The organism is Staphylococcus lugdunensis, assembly GCF_002901705.1.
Lineage (GTDB): Bacteria > Bacillota > Bacilli > Staphylococcales > Staphylococcaceae > Staphylococcus > Staphylococcus lugdunensis.
Map to the genome: position 1 here is coordinate 874,852 of NZ_PPPV01000012.1, position 16,901 is coordinate 891,752.

The 16,901-nt window shown below is 33.9% G+C and carries 18 protein-coding genes; 9 read left to right on the forward strand and 9 right to left on the reverse strand.

What is annotated here, in order from left to right; translation table 11 throughout:
- Window positions 1-126: 126 nt before the first annotated feature.
- From CD041_RS04865 to CD041_RS04895, 7 genes are all read right to left on the reverse strand, one after another.
- The gene (locus tag CD041_RS04865) at window positions 127-492 is read right to left on the reverse strand and encodes a hypothetical protein (protein WP_002478440.1); all 366 of its coding nucleotides are present in this window, start codon (window positions 490-492) and stop codon (window positions 127-129) included.
- A 296-nt stretch (window positions 493-788) separates the two neighbouring features.
- On the reverse strand, window positions 789-1,070 hold the full coding sequence (locus CD041_RS04870; RefSeq protein ID WP_037544616.1) for a hypothetical protein: 282 nt from the start codon (window positions 1,068-1,070) through the stop codon (window positions 789-791).
- 27 nt (window positions 1,071-1,097) lie between these two features.
- A complete protein-coding gene (locus CD041_RS04875; protein WP_070647925.1) occupies window positions 1,098-2,720 on the reverse strand; it encodes a poly(glycerol-phosphate) alpha-glucosyltransferase in 1,623 nt (540 codons plus the stop codon).
- Window positions 2,721-3,090: 370 nt separating this feature from the next.
- On the reverse strand, window positions 3,091-4,335 hold the full coding sequence (locus CD041_RS04880; RefSeq protein ID WP_070647924.1) for a Glu/Leu/Phe/Val family dehydrogenase: 1,245 nt from the start codon (window positions 4,333-4,335) through the stop codon (window positions 3,091-3,093).
- Between the two features lie 539 nt (window positions 4,336-4,874).
- Entirely contained in the window at window positions 4,875-6,005 is a 1,131-nt protein-coding gene (locus CD041_RS04885) for an NADH-dependent flavin oxidoreductase (RefSeq protein ID WP_070647923.1), read from the reverse strand.
- Between the two features lie 197 nt (window positions 6,006-6,202).
- On the reverse strand, window positions 6,203-6,583 hold the full coding sequence (gene ygs, locus CD041_RS04890) for a S1 domain-containing post-transcriptional regulator Ygs (RefSeq protein WP_070647922.1): 381 nt from the start codon (window positions 6,581-6,583) through the stop codon (window positions 6,203-6,205).
- Between the two features lie 286 nt (window positions 6,584-6,869).
- Window positions 6,870-7,463, reverse strand: a complete 594-nt coding sequence (locus tag CD041_RS04895; RefSeq protein ID WP_070647921.1) for a peptidylprolyl isomerase — start codon at window positions 7,461-7,463, stop codon at window positions 6,870-6,872.
- Between the two features lie 68 nt (window positions 7,464-7,531).
- Between CD041_RS04895 and kapB the strand changes: the two genes are divergently transcribed.
- The 9 genes from kapB to CD041_RS04940 all read left to right on the forward strand — a co-directional run bounded on the left by kapB (window position 7,532) and on the right by CD041_RS04940 (window position 15,098).
- Window positions 7,532-7,912, forward strand: coding sequence for a sporulation phosphorelay system protein KapB (gene kapB, locus CD041_RS04900; RefSeq protein WP_002478445.1), 381 nt, complete (start codon window positions 7,532-7,534; stop codon window positions 7,910-7,912).
- Window positions 7,913-8,041: 129 nt separating this feature from the next.
- Window positions 8,042-10,459 carry a Na+/H+ antiporter subunit A gene (locus tag CD041_RS04905; RefSeq protein ID WP_002478446.1) on the forward strand — a complete coding sequence of 806 codons (2,418 nt, stop codon included), beginning with the start codon at window positions 8,042-8,044 and terminating at the stop codon, window positions 10,457-10,459.
- Window positions 10,440-10,868, forward strand: coding sequence for a Na(+)/H(+) antiporter subunit B (locus CD041_RS04910; RefSeq protein ID WP_002459551.1), 429 nt, complete (start codon window positions 10,440-10,442; stop codon window positions 10,866-10,868). The genes CD041_RS04905 and CD041_RS04910 overlap by 20 nt, the downstream gene beginning before the upstream one ends.
- Window positions 10,868-11,215: a Na+/H+ antiporter Mnh1 subunit C gene (gene mnhC1 / locus CD041_RS04915; protein WP_002459552.1), complete on the forward strand. Its 348-nt coding sequence runs from the start codon at window positions 10,868-10,870 to the stop codon at window positions 11,213-11,215. The genes CD041_RS04910 and mnhC1 overlap by 1 nt, the downstream gene beginning before the upstream one ends.
- Window positions 11,202-12,698, forward strand: a complete 1,497-nt coding sequence (locus CD041_RS04920; protein ID WP_037544624.1) for a Na+/H+ antiporter subunit D — start codon at window positions 11,202-11,204, stop codon at window positions 12,696-12,698. Before mnhC1 ends, CD041_RS04920 begins: the two co-directional genes overlap by 14 nt.
- 2 nt (window positions 12,699-12,700) lie before the next feature.
- Entirely contained in the window at window positions 12,701-13,180 is a 480-nt protein-coding gene (locus CD041_RS04925) for a Na+/H+ antiporter subunit E (RefSeq protein ID WP_037543131.1), read from the forward strand.
- Complete coding sequence (locus CD041_RS04930; protein ID WP_002459555.1) at window positions 13,177-13,467, forward strand: Na(+)/H(+) antiporter subunit F1; 291 nt, start codon at window positions 13,177-13,179, stop codon at window positions 13,465-13,467. The genes CD041_RS04925 and CD041_RS04930 overlap by 4 nt, the downstream gene beginning before the upstream one ends.
- On the forward strand, window positions 13,445-13,801 hold the full coding sequence (gene mnhG1, locus CD041_RS04935; RefSeq protein WP_070647920.1) for a Na+/H+ antiporter Mnh1 subunit G: 357 nt from the start codon (window positions 13,445-13,447) through the stop codon (window positions 13,799-13,801). Before CD041_RS04930 ends, mnhG1 begins: the two co-directional genes overlap by 23 nt.
- Before the next feature lie 127 nt (window positions 13,802-13,928).
- Window positions 13,929-15,098: an NAD(P)-binding domain-containing protein gene (locus CD041_RS04940; protein WP_070647919.1), complete on the forward strand. Its 1,170-nt coding sequence runs from the start codon at window positions 13,929-13,931 to the stop codon at window positions 15,096-15,098.
- 31 nt (window positions 15,099-15,129) lie between these two features.
- Here CD041_RS04940 and CD041_RS04945 read toward each other — a convergent pair whose 3' ends face one another.
- Both CD041_RS04945 and CD041_RS04950 read right to left on the reverse strand, forming a co-directional pair.
- Window positions 15,130-15,504 carry a PaaI family thioesterase gene (locus CD041_RS04945; RefSeq protein ID WP_002459558.1) on the reverse strand — a complete coding sequence of 125 codons (375 nt, stop codon included), beginning with the start codon at window positions 15,502-15,504 and terminating at the stop codon, window positions 15,130-15,132.
- Between the two features lie 21 nt (window positions 15,505-15,525).
- Window positions 15,526-16,845 (reverse strand): Na+/H+ antiporter family protein, encoded by a 1,320-nt coding sequence (locus CD041_RS04950; RefSeq protein WP_080606610.1) that lies wholly within the window; start codon window positions 16,843-16,845, stop codon window positions 15,526-15,528.
- Between the last annotated feature and the right edge of the window lie 56 nt (window positions 16,846-16,901).

Consider the following 16,901-nt stretch of genomic DNA (forward strand, 5'->3'; position numbering starts at 1 on the left):
TTTAAATTTTGAATAGAAAAATAGTGCAATTACCTCTATAATAATTAGCCTATTGGTTATTCGACCTACTTGCAGATAATCACTAATTTAAGCTGTAACATAAATATGCATTTACCATAAAACTGCCTAAGACTTATCATCTTTTGGTGTGATTGTATAAGTAATTGCTATCGTTACCAGTATGATGATATGACTGATTATTCCTAAAAAAATGGCATAACCAGATGCATAGAACGGTTTAAAATACCCTGATGTTTCATACAAATTCATAAAAACATGCGTACAAATGAAAGATATTACTATACCTATTGTTCTAATCATAAATGTTGAGACATAGCTCTTAAAGCTTTTAATAAACATTCCGAGAGCAATAGATATTATAACTAGCGGAATATATCCCCACATCACTTTATAATGATAATCTATAATTAAACCAAAATAATCTATTGGAAGAATGGATAGTAAGTAGATGGATAATTTAAATTTATTCACTGGTATGGTTCTCCTTTAACATGTGATGATTTCAAATAAAGTATTATTAATTATCTTTACGTAATATATTATATCTGCTAAGTTTTAAAATTTTATGAAGAATCGACATGCGTTTGTATTTAAACTTTGTTATTTACAGTAATATTTTATTGTGATAACTATGCTATTAATTTCTAATCATTTTTATAAAAAAACTTTCGCTAAGTTCACATTAAATCAATTTAGCGAAAGTGTTAGGTATCCTTCTCACAACAAGTCTTATTACAATAACGCATGAGATATACATTCTTATAATATTAACTAAAATATAGCAGCAGCGCATTAATATCAATATACATAAAATGTTTGCCCATTTTAAATAAGTATAGTAAAACAATAATCAGTAAAACAACAAACATTGCCGATTTGTATTTTTTCTTTTCCTGCTTCTCTTCTTTTTCATTAGTTTTATCCCTATTTAAATATTCCAGTAATTCTGCTTCTATTTCTTTATCTATTTTTGATTTCTCGTCTTCATAATTTTTGCTGTGTTTTTCAGGAACTTTATTGTCATTCTTTTGATTATCCTTTCGAGTCATATCTTATACTCCTTTTACCTACAAAACTTACGACTTAAATACTTTCTGATATTGCACGTACCCTGATACATAATGTTCTATATCATCAATTCTTACACGATAACCATGATGTTTAATAAAGAAACTATTTAAAATGCGACCTGGCTTTTTAAAATACATCGCAATTTCAGGATAAAAGAAACCCGTGCGTTCATAATCTGCCCTTGTATGGATCGTATCAATAAATTTATCTTCGTCTAACCATTCTGCAACCAAATCATCATATCCCGAAGCTTTAGCCTTTTCAACTAAATGATATGTGGCCATCAGCATTTCTAAAAACGTAGGGTATGTTGTTTCCCTCTGTTTAATATAATCCAAGTGAGAACTAACGTTTTGAATTCCAAAACGGTAATACTTTTCTTCCGATGAAATTTGAACTAACTCATTTGTGCAATAGCCTAACCAATGGTCATGATATTTCCAATAATCATTAGCAATAAAATACTCAAATAATATTTTTACCGTTTTTAACCATTGCGGCTGCTGATCGATTTGATATAACCGTAATAGCGCAAGTGCTGCTTCTCCATCATAATATACAATACGATATTTTTCTTTTACAGTTAAATCTGGATAATTTAAAATATGTACCGTTTCGCCTGTCGTCTGATTAATCATTTTTAACATACCTTGAGCAACTTGCTGCGCTACATTTAAATAACGTTTATTAAATTGTCCATATTTTAAATATTCACATACAGCAAAAATAAATGACGCATTTTGACCTAATTTAATTTCATTGATATCATTCGTACCATCAAAAACAAACATTGCTCCTGAGTTATCTTTGCATAAACAATAATCAATAATATAGTCAATTGCTTTCTCTGTTGATGTAATATCTTTCTGTTGATATGCTAAACCTTCAATTAATGCATACGTTGAGGAAGCGTGTCTAAGTACGTTATAAAAATTAATCGTTTTATCAAAATGTGGAAAATAACCATAAATATAGCGTCCATTCGGCATTAGCATATTTTGTAAAAAGTCAGAACTCTTATCTATTAACTTATCAATTTCTGTATGTAAATTATTAACTATACGTAAGTTTTTTTGATATCCTCTTCCATGTAATTGATAAATACCTTCACCATCATATATAAACCCTTGTGTATAAAACTTCGTTACATTTTTATCTTTGTAAAATTCATAGCTAAAACCTTTTTTATGTGTCGTATATTTTTTAAGATAATTATTAATATTTTCTTCGGATAAAAATAAAGTGTTCGTACCTTTTTTAGGTCTAACAAATGCATTGGCATTAATTTCTTCTGGTAAAAAAGTTAAATTCCAATAATTATCCATTGCAATACCAAAATCAATATAATTTCTACGAGTAGTTATTAATTCTTCAGCTACATTATCAAAACGAATGGTTTGTGTATCAGTAACGATATCCAATTTTATCCATTGCGGATAACTACCTGCTTGTTTCTTAAATTTTTGGCATCGCTTCATAACATCACGTTCAAGATTACGCTTATTTTTTAATAATTTGACTTGCGCTTTAATATTGGGTTTGCCCAAACTCACAAATATTTTATCAAATTCAGGATAGAAATTGTTGACTTGATCAACTAAGTCTTGAATTTTACTTTCTATATTCATAGGCTTTCTCCTTTAATAATAGGTTAACTTTACTTTACAAATATTTTATTTTTTCTGCAAATTTTCAATCAATTATAAAAAAGGACGGACAGACGCCCGACCTTTCTGTAAAATATAATTAATTTTCTTTACGATTTTTATGACGTTTGCCGAATAATAATAAGGTAAGCAATGATATCAAACCAAAATTAATTTATAATTCGAACACCATCGTAGGGCTACATCTTATCACCCTAAAATGATAACGAGCTGTATATTATCTAATACATAAGAGAAAAGACAATTTCTATCAAATAATTTTAATAGAAATTGTCTTTTTTACATTGTTTAAGAACTTAATGTCCCAGACCCTAAAAATTATTATTGTATTTTATGCCCAACCACGATAACGAGCAGCTTCAGCAGTACGCTTAATGCCGACAATATATGCTGCTAATCTCATATCAATTCTTCTATTTTGAGATAATTCATATATTGTATCAAAGGCTTCAACTAATTTTTCACGTAATTTTTCATTAACTTCTTCTTCTGACCAATAGTAGCCTTGGTTATTTTGCACCCATTCAAAGTATGATACCGTTACGCCACCAGCGCTTGCAAGCACATCTGGTACTAGTAAAATACCTCTTTCTGTTAGAATACGTGTTGCTTCAGGTGTCGTTGGTCCATTAGCTGCCTCAACAACAATATCAGCTTTAATATCATGTGCGTTATCTTCAGTAATTTGATTTGAGATTGCTGCTGGAACTAAAATATCACAATCTATTTCAAATAGCTCTTTATTCGAAATCGTATCTTCAAATAAATTTGTTACAGTACCGAAACTATCTCGACGATCTAATAAGTAATCAATATCTAGTCCATTAGAATCGTGTAATGCGCCATATGCATCAGATATACCTACAATTTTAGCACCCATATCGTATAGGAATTTTGCTAAAAAGCTACCTGCGTTTCCAAAGCCTTGAATCACTACTTTAGATCCTTCGATTTGACGTCCTCTTCGCTTAGCTGCTTGTTCAATAGCTATAACAACACCCAAGGCAGTAGAACGATCACGACCTTGTGAACCGCCTAAGACAATTGGTTTTCCTGTAATGAAACCAGGTGAATTGAATTTATCTAATGCGCTATATTCGTCCATCATCCATGCCATAATTTGTGAATTTGTAAATACATCAGGTGCTGGAATATCTTTAGTCGGTCCCACAAATTGTGAAATTGCTCTTACATAGCCACGAGATAATCTTTCAACTTCATGAATACTCATCTCACGTGGATCACACACAATACCACCTTTACCACCGCCGTATGGTAAGTTGACAATGCCACATTTTAAGGTCATCCACATAGATAAAGCTTTTACTTCCTCTTCATCTACTTCAGGATGAAATCTTACGCCACCTTTTGTTGGCCCAACTGCATCATTATGTTGTGCACGATAACCAGTAAATGTTTTTACAGTTCCGTCGTCCATTCTTACTGGAATACGCACTTCTAAAAATCTTAATGGTTCTTTAATTAAATCGTACATACCATCATCAAAACCTAATTTATGTAATGCCTCTTTAATAATACTTTGTGTAGAAGTTACTAAATTATTAGTCTCAGTCATGATCCTCTTCGCCTCTTTTTAACTAATGATTTCGCTTTCATAAACATTGTAACAATATGTCTTATGTTTTTAAAGGGGTTTCATACTAAATGTTACAATTTTTTGAACAGCCTTTAGTACTACCATTACAGTATGCCTAGCAATTTGTATAAACATCATATCAAAACTTTATATCCCAATGTTTGATTGCCGAATTAAACATTGTGTCACAATAATTTAATCAATTTTACTTCATACAAATAAATCAAAACAACTCCTTTATATAAATAAAAGAGTTGTTTTGTAAGCCCTTACATTTATAATGCCACAACCCACCAACAAAATACAAGCCCAATTTAAGACGACACTCCAATAAAAAGGAGCAGAACATAATTCATTATGAATTCGTAGTCCGCCCCGGTAAGGTTGACTAGGATTGAATAAAGCTGAGTATAAGCGTATTTTCAATCCAGTCAACTACTGCCAATATTTGGTTCAGAATATAATAGAGACATGTACTGTGTGTTTCTTTTAGTCCCGCTAGCTCGTGTTAATGACCTCTAATTCTCATCTGTTCTTGGTAGTGGATAAAAGCCATTATTAAATTTTTTCCACAAGTTCGGTGGTAATTCATAATGATCTTGTCGTGTTGAATCAAATGTAGAAATAATATCTTGCTCTTTGCCTTTTTCGATTTTTGAAATAAATTGATAATCGAGTGCAAGTTCACGTCCTAAAGCCACTAATTCGATATCTGCTGTTTCAACTGCATCTAATGCTTGGTCAGCCGTGAATATAGAGCCTATTCCAATCAATGGCATGCGACCATCTATCCATCTATGGATCAGTGGTAAGCGTTCTTGACCAGCGTATTTACCTTCTCGTGTTTCACCATGTACATGCATTGTTGATATATGAATGTAATCAATAGGTTGTTCTGCCAAAAGTTCAACCAATTGCTGAGTGATTTCCATTGTAATTCCTGGCGATTCTTGTTCTTCTGGTGATAAACGATATCCAACAATAAAGTCATCACTTGCATATTTTTGCTTTGCTTGAAGTACTTCTTGAACGACATCTAGTGGAAATTTCATTGAATCTGCCCATTCATCATTGCGTCTATTATAGTATGGAGAAACAAATTGATGAATAAGATAATGGTTAGCTCCGTGAATCTCAACGCCATCAAATCCCGCTTCAATCACACGACGTGTTGCTTCACCAAAATCTTTAATCGTTTGTTCAATTTCTTCTGGTGTTATCTCTCGCGCGTGATGTTCTTGCTGCTCTCCAAAACTTTTCATTGAAATTGGACTAGGAGCTACAACATCACCATTAGGAGTCAAGTTTGGCAATGACTGTGCACCACCGTGATGTATTTGAACTAACGCCTTTGCGCCGTGTTTTTTCATCACTTTTGCTAAACGCTTTAAACCATCGATATCGGAATCATGTGCGACTGAAGGTTGACCTGGAAACGCTTTACCAAGATCATTAACATTACTTGCTGCATTAATCGCTAGACCAACATCTTTAGAACGCGTTTCACTAAATGTTATTTCACTTTCAGAAATTGTACCATCATCATTTGAAGTATTGTGTGTCATAGGTGCCAAAACAAATCGATTTTTTAGTTCAACACCGTTCGGTAGTTTAACTTTCTCAAATAACTTCGCATATTTTTTATTCATTGCAAATTTTCCTCCTTAATTTTGCACAAACTATAGCATGTGAACAACTTTAGTTCTAATTATTTGCTTGTTAATACATGTTGACATCCACTTTTTTTCTTCCCGAAAAACTAAATATCAATCATTTGTGAATTTTTATATAAAAAAACTAACGTTCCTTTTAATCAGCAACGTTAGTTCGACGTGTTCACAGTCATTCAATTGTTATGCATCGCACGTTTTGACTGTTTAATCCAGACCGGTAGGCGTTCTGCAAGCGTTTGAAACCCATACTTTTCTGTCTCTTTTATTTCATCCAAAACGGATTGTTTTTCTTTTTTACGTTCATAGTTTTTAAAGTAATCATTATCTTTAAGGGACAAATTAAGCTTTCCTTCATCATCAATCGATAAAATTTTAGCTTTAACTACCTGTCCCTCTGACAGAAATTTCTTTAAATTGTGGACATAGTCATCCATGATCTCTGAAATATGAATAAGTCCTTCAGTATGGTCAGGGGTCTCAACAAATGCGCCATAAGGTTGAATACCAGTCACACGTACCTTAATATGTTGACCTGCTCTATAGTGATTATTCAACGTGATAACCCCTTATATCTATTTTACTTAACATAATAATAATAGCACAAAACGATAATGTGGACTAATAATATTGTTAGGAACAGAGAAATCATGTAGTTTAGATACTAATTAAAAACCATGCAACTGATAACAATCAATCTACATGGTTTTAATCCTTGTTAAATCATATATTCTATTTATAAAAGTAGTGCTTGGGCTACCTATTAAATCCCAAGCAGCCAGCAACTCATACAGCTAAATATTTAAATCCTTGTTGGTCGTGATTATATCGCGTTCTTAGTTCTTATTCTGCTACATCGATACCTTCAATAACAACATCATGTACAGGTTTATCTTGAGGACCTACTTTAGTATTAGCGATATCTTCTAATGTAGTGTCTCCTTCAATGAGTTGTCCGAAAACCGTATGCTTTTGATCCAACCATGGTGTACCGCCATTTTCTTTATAAGCTTTAGCGATTTCTTCAGGCCAGCCACCATCAACAAGTTGACTAATCATTGATTCTGGAATGTCTTTCATTTGTACAACAAAAAATTGTGACCCATTTGTATTTGGACCAGCATTGGCCATTGACAAAGCGCCATATAAGTTAAATGCTTCTAATGAAAATTCATCTTCAAAAGCACTTCCATATATGCTTTCTCCACCCATACCAGTTGCTGTAGGGTCACCACCTTGAATCATAAAGTCATTAATCACACGGTGGAATGTAACACCATCATAATAGCCATTTTTCGCATGTGTCACAAAATTTTCAACTGTTTTTGGAGCAATATCTGGGAATAATTTAAACGTCATGTCACCTTTATTTGTATGCATGATTACTTTAATTTCATTATCTTGTATTTCTTTATTTAACTGTGGATAGTTAGCCATTTCAATTCTCCATTCATGTTATGATGATATACATATATACTAACATATTTGAAAGGAAGTCATATAACATGTTACATCGATTTTCACATAAAACTGGGACTTATGGCGTCTCCATTGTAGAACAGCATGGTGATGAGGTTCTTGTTCAAATTGAGCAAGTGATTAAACATCCAAAACAAGGTGATTTACATCATCCCAAAGCTACAGAAGGCGTGTTCTTTCACGAGCGTAAAGCGCTAAGCCACTTTGAAAAGCGTTATGCTAAGCAGTCACAATTACGGGAATTTAATGTTGAACGTATGTCTTATGAAGCATCATTGCAACAAGCACTCTCCGCATTAGAAGATTCACTTAAAGAGCAAAATGATGATTATGCACAGCGCGCATTAGAAAATTTGTCACGCATAAAAGAGGATTATACCCTTCAATACAAACAAAATTTTTACTAAAAAAACGTGTTTCTTCTTATTTAAAAGTCTCGATAAATGTAAGCATTGTAGTGATTGTCACGTTTTTCAGAACAATATGATTCATGTATAATGAATAACATAAACAAATTTTTAAAGGAGGACAATATAATGAGTTGGTTACATATTGCGGTTATATTACCGTTAATATTTGCACTCATTATTCCAATCCTATATCGATTCGTACCACGTATCCATTTAGGATGGTTTGTATTACCTGTCCCTATCGTCTTATTTATTTATTTTTTAACCTACATACCAATTACGACGTCAGGTAATACGATAATGAGAACTTTAAACTGGATGCCTCATATCGGAATGAACTTTGACCTTTATATAGATGGCTTAGGTTTATTGTTTAGCTTATTAATTACAGGGATTGGTAGTTTAGTCGTACTTTATTCGATTGGATACTTAAGTAAGCAAGAACAACTTGGAAACTTTTACTGTTATTTATTATTATTTATGGGTGCGATGTTAGGTGTTGTCATCTCAGATAATATGATTATGTTGTACTTATTCTGGGAGCTAACGTCTTTTTCCAGTTTCTTACTGATTTCCTTTTGGAGAACACGTCAAGCTTCCATTTATGGTGCACAAAAGTCACTAATCATTACAGTATTAGGCGGCTTATCTTTACTCGGTGGTTTTATTCTATTAGGTATTGCTGGAAATAGTTTTAGTATTAAGCAATTATTTGAAAATACCATTGAAATTCAAAATAGCCCAATATTTAATCTTGCGATGGTTTTAGTTTTAATTGGAGCTTTCACCAAATCTGCACAGGTACCTTTTTATATTTGGTTACCAGATGCTATGGAGGCGCCAACACCAGTAAGTGCTTACTTACATTCTGCAACCATGGTTAAAGCAGGATTATATCTAGTGGCGCGTATGACACCATTGTTTGCTGTATCTCAAGGTTGGATTTGGACCGTGACACTCGTCGGTCTAATCACTCTATTTTGGGCTTCTTTAAATGCAACTAAACAAACTGATTTAAAGGGTATTCTTGCATTTTCAACCGTCTCTCAGTTAGGCATGATTATGTCAATGCTGGGTATTGGCGCAGTAAGCTATCATTTCGAAGGCGCTGATAGCCAGCTCTATATTGCAGCTTATACTGCAGCAATGTTCCATTTAATTAATCATGCGACATTTAAAGGTGCCTTATTTATGGTGACAGGAGCGATTGATCACGAAACTGGTACGCGTGATATCAATAAGCTAGGTGGTTTATTGACTATCATGCCGATGACCTTTACGCTTACGATTATTTCAGCATTAAGTATGGCAGGCATTCCACCGTTTAATGGTTTCTTGTCAAAAGAATCATTTATAGATGCTATGCTTTCGGTAACACATGCAAATATTTTTAGCTTAAACACATTAGGTATGATTTTCCCAATCATGGCTATTGCTGGAAGTATCTTTACCTTTGTCTACGCTATTAAATTTGTCATGCACATCTTTTTTGGCAAACATCGTCCAGATCGTTTGCCAAAACAAGCACATGAAGCACCAATTCTCATGCTTGTGTCACCTACTATTTTAGCGATTCTAGTGATTGCCCTTGGTTTATTCCCTGGATGGACATCACAAGCACTTGTTGCACCTGCAGCACAAGCAATCAGTCAGTCATCAAATGTAGTAGCAGAATTTGAACTATTTCACGGTCTGACCCTAGCGTTCATCTCTACGTTAGTGATTTATGCTTTAGGAATTGTCTTTATTTTAACGTTTACTTACTGGGTTAAACTATTGCAAGCTCACCCTCAACGGCTAACGTTCAATTATTGGTATAATCGTTCGGGCATGCTTTTACCTAACTATTCTAAGGCAATGACAAGTAGTTATGTAGATGGTTTCTCACGTAATCATTTAGTTATTATCTTCAGTGCTTTATTAGTCATCACTATCGCTACACTGTCAAGTGTGCCTTTCCACTTTGACTTTAAAGACGTAAATCGTATTAGAATCTTTGAAGCAGCTATTATTGTATTGCTTGTTGTTGCTGCGTTTATGGTCGTCTTAGCTAAGTCTAGACTCTTTAGTATTATCATGTTGAGTGTCATTGGCTATGCCGTATCGGTACTATTTGTCTTCTTTAAAGCACCTGATTTAGCTTTAACTCAATTTGTTGTTGAGTCAATCTCAACTGCATTATTTTTACTATGTTTCTATTATTTGCCTAACTTAAACCGTTATAACGAGACGCGATCATTTAAAGTAACGAATGCTTTGATATCTGCTGGCGTAGGACTTGTTGTTATCATTTTAGGTTTGATTGCCTATGGTAATCGCCATTTCACTTCAATAGCTGAGTACTATAAAGCACATGTGTATGATCTGGCTCATGGTAAAAATATGGTCAACGTCATCCTCGTCGATTTCCGTGGTATGGATACTTTATTTGAATCGTCTGTACTTGGTATTGCAGGTTTAGGCGTATATACAATGATTAAATTAAAAAACAAGCATAAAGCCAATTCAAGTGAGGTGAAGCGTTATGAACAGACAGAAAAATAATTTAATGTTACAGTATGCTGCTGTCATTATCGCTTTGTTAATTTCACTTTTTGCTGTCACATTATTTTTAGCAGGTCATTATACACCTGGTGGTGGCTTTGTCGGTGGTTTATTAATCTCAAGCGCTTTAGTAATTATCACCATTGCTTTTGATATCAAAACAATGCGTCGTATCTTCCCTTGGGATTTTAAAATTTTGATTGGTATAGGTCTTGTCTTTTGTGTAACAACACCTATTGCAAGTTGGTTATATGGCGAAAATTTCTTTACACATACTGAATTTAATGTTCCCTTACCATTGCTTGCACCTATGCATATGAATACACCTATGTTCTTTGACTTTGGTGTGTTATGTGCCGTAGTTGGTACCGTAATGACGATTATTATAACGATTGGAGAGAATGACTAATGGAAATTATCATGATTATTGTCTGTGGCATATTAACTGCCATCAGTGTCTATCTCATCTTATCTAAAAGTCTTATTCGCATTATTATGGGAACAACAATTATCACACATGCCTCAAATCTCTTTTTAATCACAATGGGTGGTTTAAAAAATGGTGAAATGCCTATTTATGAAAAAGGTATCTCTCATTATGTTGACCCTATACCACATGCCTTAATTTTAACGGCGATTGTCATCGCCTTTGCAACAACAGCCTTTTTCTTAGTGCTTGCATTTCGCAGTTATAAAGAATTAGGCACTGATAATGTCGAACGTATGAAAGGAGCTCCTGAAGATGCTAGAAAGTAATTTATTAGTGGTAGCCATTATCGTGCCGATGATTACAGCGATTATACTAGTATTCTTAGGTAAGCGTCCTGTTATCAAACGTTATGTGGCTCTTATTGGATGTGTGTTAACGTTAGTAGCTGCGCTCGTTAACTTTAATCATGTGGCACAACATGGTCCAATTAAAGTTGAACTCGGCTCATGGTCGGCACCATATGGCATTGTTTTTACTTTAGATTTATTTAGTGCCATGTTAATCATTACCAGCATTGTAATTACAATGCTAATTATTTCATTTTCAATTCCTACATCTGGCATACATAGAGAAACGTATTATTATTACTTCTCTATTATGTTTATGTTGACTGGTATTATAGGCGCATTTACTACCGGAGATATTTTTAACTTATTTGTCTTTTTCGAAGTATTTTTAATGTCTTCTTATTGCTTACTCGTGCTCGGTAGTACGCAAGTTCAATTGAGAGAAACGGTTAAATATTTACTCATTAACGTTGTATCTTCTACATTTTTTGTTATCGCAGTAGCAATTCTTTATTCTATTGTGGGAACGTTAAATATGGCAGATATCAGTCAAAAACTAGCACAACTATCAAACACTGAAAGCGGACTAGTTAGCATTGTCTTTATTTTATTCTTCTTTGTTTTTGCAACAAAGGCTGGTGCCTTTCCAATGTATGTATGGTTACCTGGTTCATATTATGCACCTCCATTTGCTATTATTGCTTTTTTTGGTGCATTGTTAACTAAAGTCGGCGTATACGCGATTGCTAGAACTTTGAGTTTATTTTTCCAAGATACCGTTGGCTTCTCACACTATCTTGTCTTATTCTTTGCATTACTAACAATTATATTTGGCTGTGTAGGTGCGATTGCATTTAATGATACGAAAAAGATCATTATTTACAATATTATGATTGCTATAGGCGTGATTCTGGTGGGTGTTGCCTTAATGACACAAACTGGTATGATGGGCGCAATATATTACACTTTACATGATATGTTGGTCAAAACTGCCCTGTTTTTATTAATTGGAGTAATGTATCAAATCACTAAAACTACAGATTTAAATCAATTTGGTGGTTTAATAAAGTCTTATCCTGTTTTAGGATGGACATTCTTTATAGCCGCACTTAGTCTAGCGGGTATACCACCATTAAGTGGTTTTTATGGTAAGTTATTAATTGTAAAGTCTACATTTGAAGAAGGTTTCTATATCAGTGGTATCGTTGTATTACTATCAAGTTTAGTCGTATTATATTCCGTTATGCGTATTTTCTTAAAAGGATTCTTCGGTGAGGCATATGGCTATAACATAGCATCAAATCAACAAATTACCACGATTACAATCATTTCAATTGTTGCTGTTACCATTACAGTTGTTTTTGGATTATCGGCAGAGGTACTTTATCCTTATGTTAAGGAAGCTGCAATGACTTATACAGATCCTAGTATTTATATTAAAAGTGTATTGGGGGGTAAATGATGATTGCATTTCAATTTATTGTTAATTTGATTCTTTCTGTTATCTGGCTTTTATTAACTGGTAGCTATACCCTCAATAATTTCGTCCTTGGATTAATTCTTGGTGCCCTATTCGTATTTTTATTTTCAAAAGTATTACCGCAACATTTTTATTTATATCGCGTATATAAAATTATAAAATTAGCCGTAGTCTTTTTGATTGAATTAATTAAAGCAAATATTGATGTATTAAAGATCATTTTACGGCCTAAAATCAATAATCATCCTGGATTCTTTGTATATAACACAGACTTAAAAACAGATTGGCAAATCGTCTTATTATCTAACCTTATTACGTTGACACCAGGAACTGTCGTCCTTGGTATTAGTGACGACCGCACTAAAATCTATATTCATGCCATTGACTTTAGTACTAAAGAAGAAGAAGTCGCTAGTATTAAATCATCATTGGAAAAAGTAGTTAGAGAGGTGGGGAACGAATGATTCATATCATTATGATGATTGCTTTAATCATTGTTGCGTTATCAATGATTGCAATGTTTATTAGGGTCATTTTAGGCCCCTCTCTCGCTGATAGAATTGTTGCACTAGATGCGATTGGTCTGCAATTAATGGCCTGCATCGCACTTTACAGTATTTTTATGGGGGCAGAGTATTTATTAGTAGCAATTTTACTCGTTGCCATACTTGCATTTTTAGGTACAGCTGTATTTAGTAAATTTATTGATAAAGGTAAGGTGATTGACCGTGATAACGACGATCATCAATAGTATCGCTGTAATATTTGTTATTTTAGGTGCATTGATAAGTGCATTTGCAGTCATTGGCATTATTCGTCTCGAAGATGTCTACTCACGCGCACATGCTGCGGGTAAAGCAGCAACACTTGGTGCCATGTTCTTACTATTTGGTACGTTTTTATATTTTTACGCCACGAAAGGTTATCCAAATATGCAACTACTCTTAGGTATTATCTTTGTCTTTATAACTGGTCCCCTTTCAAGTCATATGATTATGAAAGCAGCTTATAATATTAAAACGCCATACACTAAGAACACTAAAATAGATGAAATTAATGATGATTTAAAAGATAAAAAATTATAACGTTAGGGAGCGGAACTACGAATTCATAATGAATTCTGTTCCGTTCCCTTTTTTGTTGCATTTATTGTGTTAAACATGCTATTATAAATCGTAACTATTACGTTTTACAATAGAAAGTAGTGATTATATGCATTGGACAATTATTGGTGGCGGTCTTCAAGGAACCACAATTGCTATTAAGTTAAGACATCATGGCTTACCACTTGAAAATTTAACGATTATTGACCCATATACTTCATTATGTGAACAGTTTAATCAATTTAGCCAGCGTATTCGCATGCCTTTTTTAAGGTCCCCGTTTGTACACCATTGTCATCCAAATCCATTTCATTTAAAACAATTTGCGAAATACCATCAGTATACGGGCGCGACTTATGGTAAATATAAACGTCCTCAACGTGACATGTTTATGGATCATACACATCAACAAATTCATGATTACAATCTTAATATGTGCCATCGCCAAGGCAAGGTTAGTCACATACGTAAACAGCAATCACAATGGCAGCTTGAACTACAAGATGGCACACTTTTTAATACAGATTGTGTGGTATTAGCCAATGGTTGCAATCATCAGCCGTACATTCCTGACATCTTTCAACAGCAACCAGATATCACACATATTTTTCAAACTAATATCGACGAAACAATTTATCAACATACCTCTCATGTTGTCGGTAGTGGTATTTCTGCTGCACATTTAACATTAAAATTAATTGATTTACAGCCAGATAATACGATTCATTTATGGATGAATAAGCAATTTGAAATACATGATTTTGACGCTGATCCTGGATGGCTCGGTCCTAAAAATATGAACCGGTTCTTACAAATTGAATCATCACATAAACGTATGGCTATCATAAACCAAGAACGACATAAGGGTTCATTACCACATGAATTATTTTTACGCCTTAAAAAATATGTATCTGAAGGTCGACTTATCATCCATCAGTCACCTATTGAACACATATCGGATCATCATTGTTATACGGAACAGGAGCAGCATCCATATAACCATATTTTATTAGCTACTGGTTTTAAGCCTACTTTGCTTCAACAGCCTATGGTTAAAAACTTGATTCAACAAGAACAAGCACCTATAACCATGAGTGGATTCCCTCAAATAACTTCAGAATTAGAGTGGTTACCACAATTATTTGTTGCTGGTGGATTAGCAGATTTAGAATTAGGCCCATTCGCTAGAAACATTATGGGTGGGCGTGATGCCGCAGAACGCATATATCAGGCATATCAACGTCTAACTCAAAAACCCTATAAAAGAGGAAGCGCATAATAACGCTTCCTCTTTTATAGGGGGAATTTTGTTACTTTATTGACTTGATTGCGATTGTACCACGCATAACACTAATAAGTTGTGCTTTGTCATCTGTAATTTTAATATCCCAAACTTGTGTTGTACTACCTTGGTGCAATATTGTAGCCGTGGCATAGACATAACCATCACGTGTAGATTTAATATGATTGGCATTCATCTCTAAACCAAGTGGAATGAATTTTTGGTTATCAATTAAATTAGCCGCACCAAGTGAACAGGCTGTTTCACCAAGTGCTAGACTTGCGCCTCCATGTAAATATCCAAAAGGTTGTTTCACTTTATCACTCACTGGCATAGACAATACAACCTTGCCCTCTTGTTCGGACTCAATCTTCATATCCAATGTTTCTAATAAATTAGTCATATGAGACACTCCGTTTTTATTTTATAATACCATAGCTGCAATTGTTCCAAAAATAATGAGCGGCACATTATAAAAGATAAAGTTTGGAATACATGTATCTCGTATATGATTGTGCTGTCCATCAATATCTAATCCTGCTGTAGGCCCCAGTGTTGAATCACTCGCAGGTGAACCCGAATCACCTAATGCAGCAGCGGTACCTACTAAAGCAATTAATGCCATCGTATCCAATCCAAGAGAAGCACCTAATGGAATAAATAACGTAGCAATGATTGGAATTGTTGCAAACGATGAACCAATACCTAATGTGACAATTAAGCCAATGACATACATGATGATGATGCTTAATAACTTATGTCCACTTGTCACTTGTGTTAAGTTACTTACCAAGTGTTGGATATCTCCAGTTTCATTCATCACACCCGCAAAGCCATTCGCTGACAAGATAACTACACCTATAAATGACATAATTTTAATACCTTCAACAAATTGACTATCTAACTCTGTCCATTTATAAACACGAGAAATGAAGAATACAAGCACCCCTGCAAGCGCACCAAAAATCATTGAATCTGTAAATGTTTGAACTAAAAATGTTGCTAAAATAGCTACAACAGTTACACCTAAGACATATGGTTTAATTTCAGTATTGCCTGCTTCGTTATCTGTATATGATTCACGCTTATAATCTCTGGGTTTACGATAGTAAATCATACCTAGTATCAAGCCAGCAATATAGCCCATTGAAGGTATTAACATCGCTTTCCAAATCATATTAAATTCAATAGGATGATGTGCTTTTGAAAATCCGCTTTGAATAATTTGGTGGAAGATTTGACCAAAACCATAAGGTAATAATACGTATGGCCAACATAATCCAAAGCCAATGACTAAACCAATCAAACGTCGATCTATGCGCAAGTCATTAAATAAACTTAATAATGGTGGTATCACAATTGGAATAAAAGCGATATGAACTGGAATTAAGTTCTGGCTCATAATACTCATCGCTAAAAGTGCCACTATAATAATGACTTTAACCTTAATTCTTGACAATCGACTATTCTCTGAGTGGATTGCACGTATAATCTTATTAACTAAATAATCGGTAATACCACTATAAGAAATTAAAGCAGCAAAACCACCTAATAAAGCATAACTCAAAGCGACCTCTGCACCATCTACAATATTTTTAGCGAAGACCGCCACCACTTTATTTAAAGTCATACCTGAAATCAATCCACCAACAAGTGCACTAATAAAAAGACTAATGACTACATTAAGTCGACATAAACATAAAACAATCATTAGCACTACTGCAATAACAACTGCATTAATCATAAAAAACACATCCTTTATCACTCTACCGAACTAAAGCGTTTTTGTATGACGTTTAT

Excerpts from the sequence above, each read along its gene's own strand:
- CD041_RS04870 (WP_037544616.1), bottom strand. The coding sequence starts at position 1,070 with ATGACTCGAAAGGATAATCAAAAGAATGACAATAAAGTTCCTGAAAAA.
- CD041_RS04875 (WP_070647925.1), bottom strand. The coding sequence starts at position 2,720 with ATGAATATAGAAAGTAAAATTCAAGACTTAGTTGATCAAGTCAACAAT.
- CD041_RS04880 (WP_070647924.1), bottom strand. The coding sequence starts at position 4,335 with ATGACTGAGACTAATAATTTAGTAACTTCTACACAAAGTATTATTAAA.
- CD041_RS04885 (WP_070647923.1), bottom strand. The coding sequence starts at position 6,005 with ATGAATAAAAAATATGCGAAGTTATTTGAGAAAGTTAAACTACCGAAC.
- CD041_RS04895 (WP_070647921.1), bottom strand. The coding sequence starts at position 7,463 with ATGGCTAACTATCCACAGTTAAATAAAGAAATACAAGATAATGAAATT.
- kapB (WP_002478445.1), top strand. The coding sequence starts at position 7,532 with ATGTTACATCGATTTTCACATAAAACTGGGACTTATGGCGTCTCCATT.
- CD041_RS04905 (WP_002478446.1), top strand. The coding sequence starts at position 8,042 with ATGAGTTGGTTACATATTGCGGTTATATTACCGTTAATATTTGCACTC.
- CD041_RS04910 (WP_002459551.1), top strand. The coding sequence starts at position 10,440 with ATGAACAGACAGAAAAATAATTTAATGTTACAGTATGCTGCTGTCATT.
- mnhC1 (WP_002459552.1), top strand. The coding sequence starts at position 10,868 with ATGGAAATTATCATGATTATTGTCTGTGGCATATTAACTGCCATCAGT.
- CD041_RS04920 (WP_037544624.1), top strand. The coding sequence starts at position 11,202 with ATGCTAGAAAGTAATTTATTAGTGGTAGCCATTATCGTGCCGATGATT.
- CD041_RS04930 (WP_002459555.1), top strand. The coding sequence starts at position 13,177 with ATGATTCATATCATTATGATGATTGCTTTAATCATTGTTGCGTTATCA.
- CD041_RS04940 (WP_070647919.1), top strand. The coding sequence starts at position 13,929 with ATGCATTGGACAATTATTGGTGGCGGTCTTCAAGGAACCACAATTGCT.
- CD041_RS04945 (WP_002459558.1), bottom strand. The coding sequence starts at position 15,504 with ATGACTAATTTATTAGAAACATTGGATATGAAGATTGAGTCCGAACAA.
- CD041_RS04950 (WP_080606610.1), bottom strand. The coding sequence starts at position 16,845 with ATGATTAATGCAGTTGTTATTGCAGTAGTGCTAATGATTGTTTTATGT.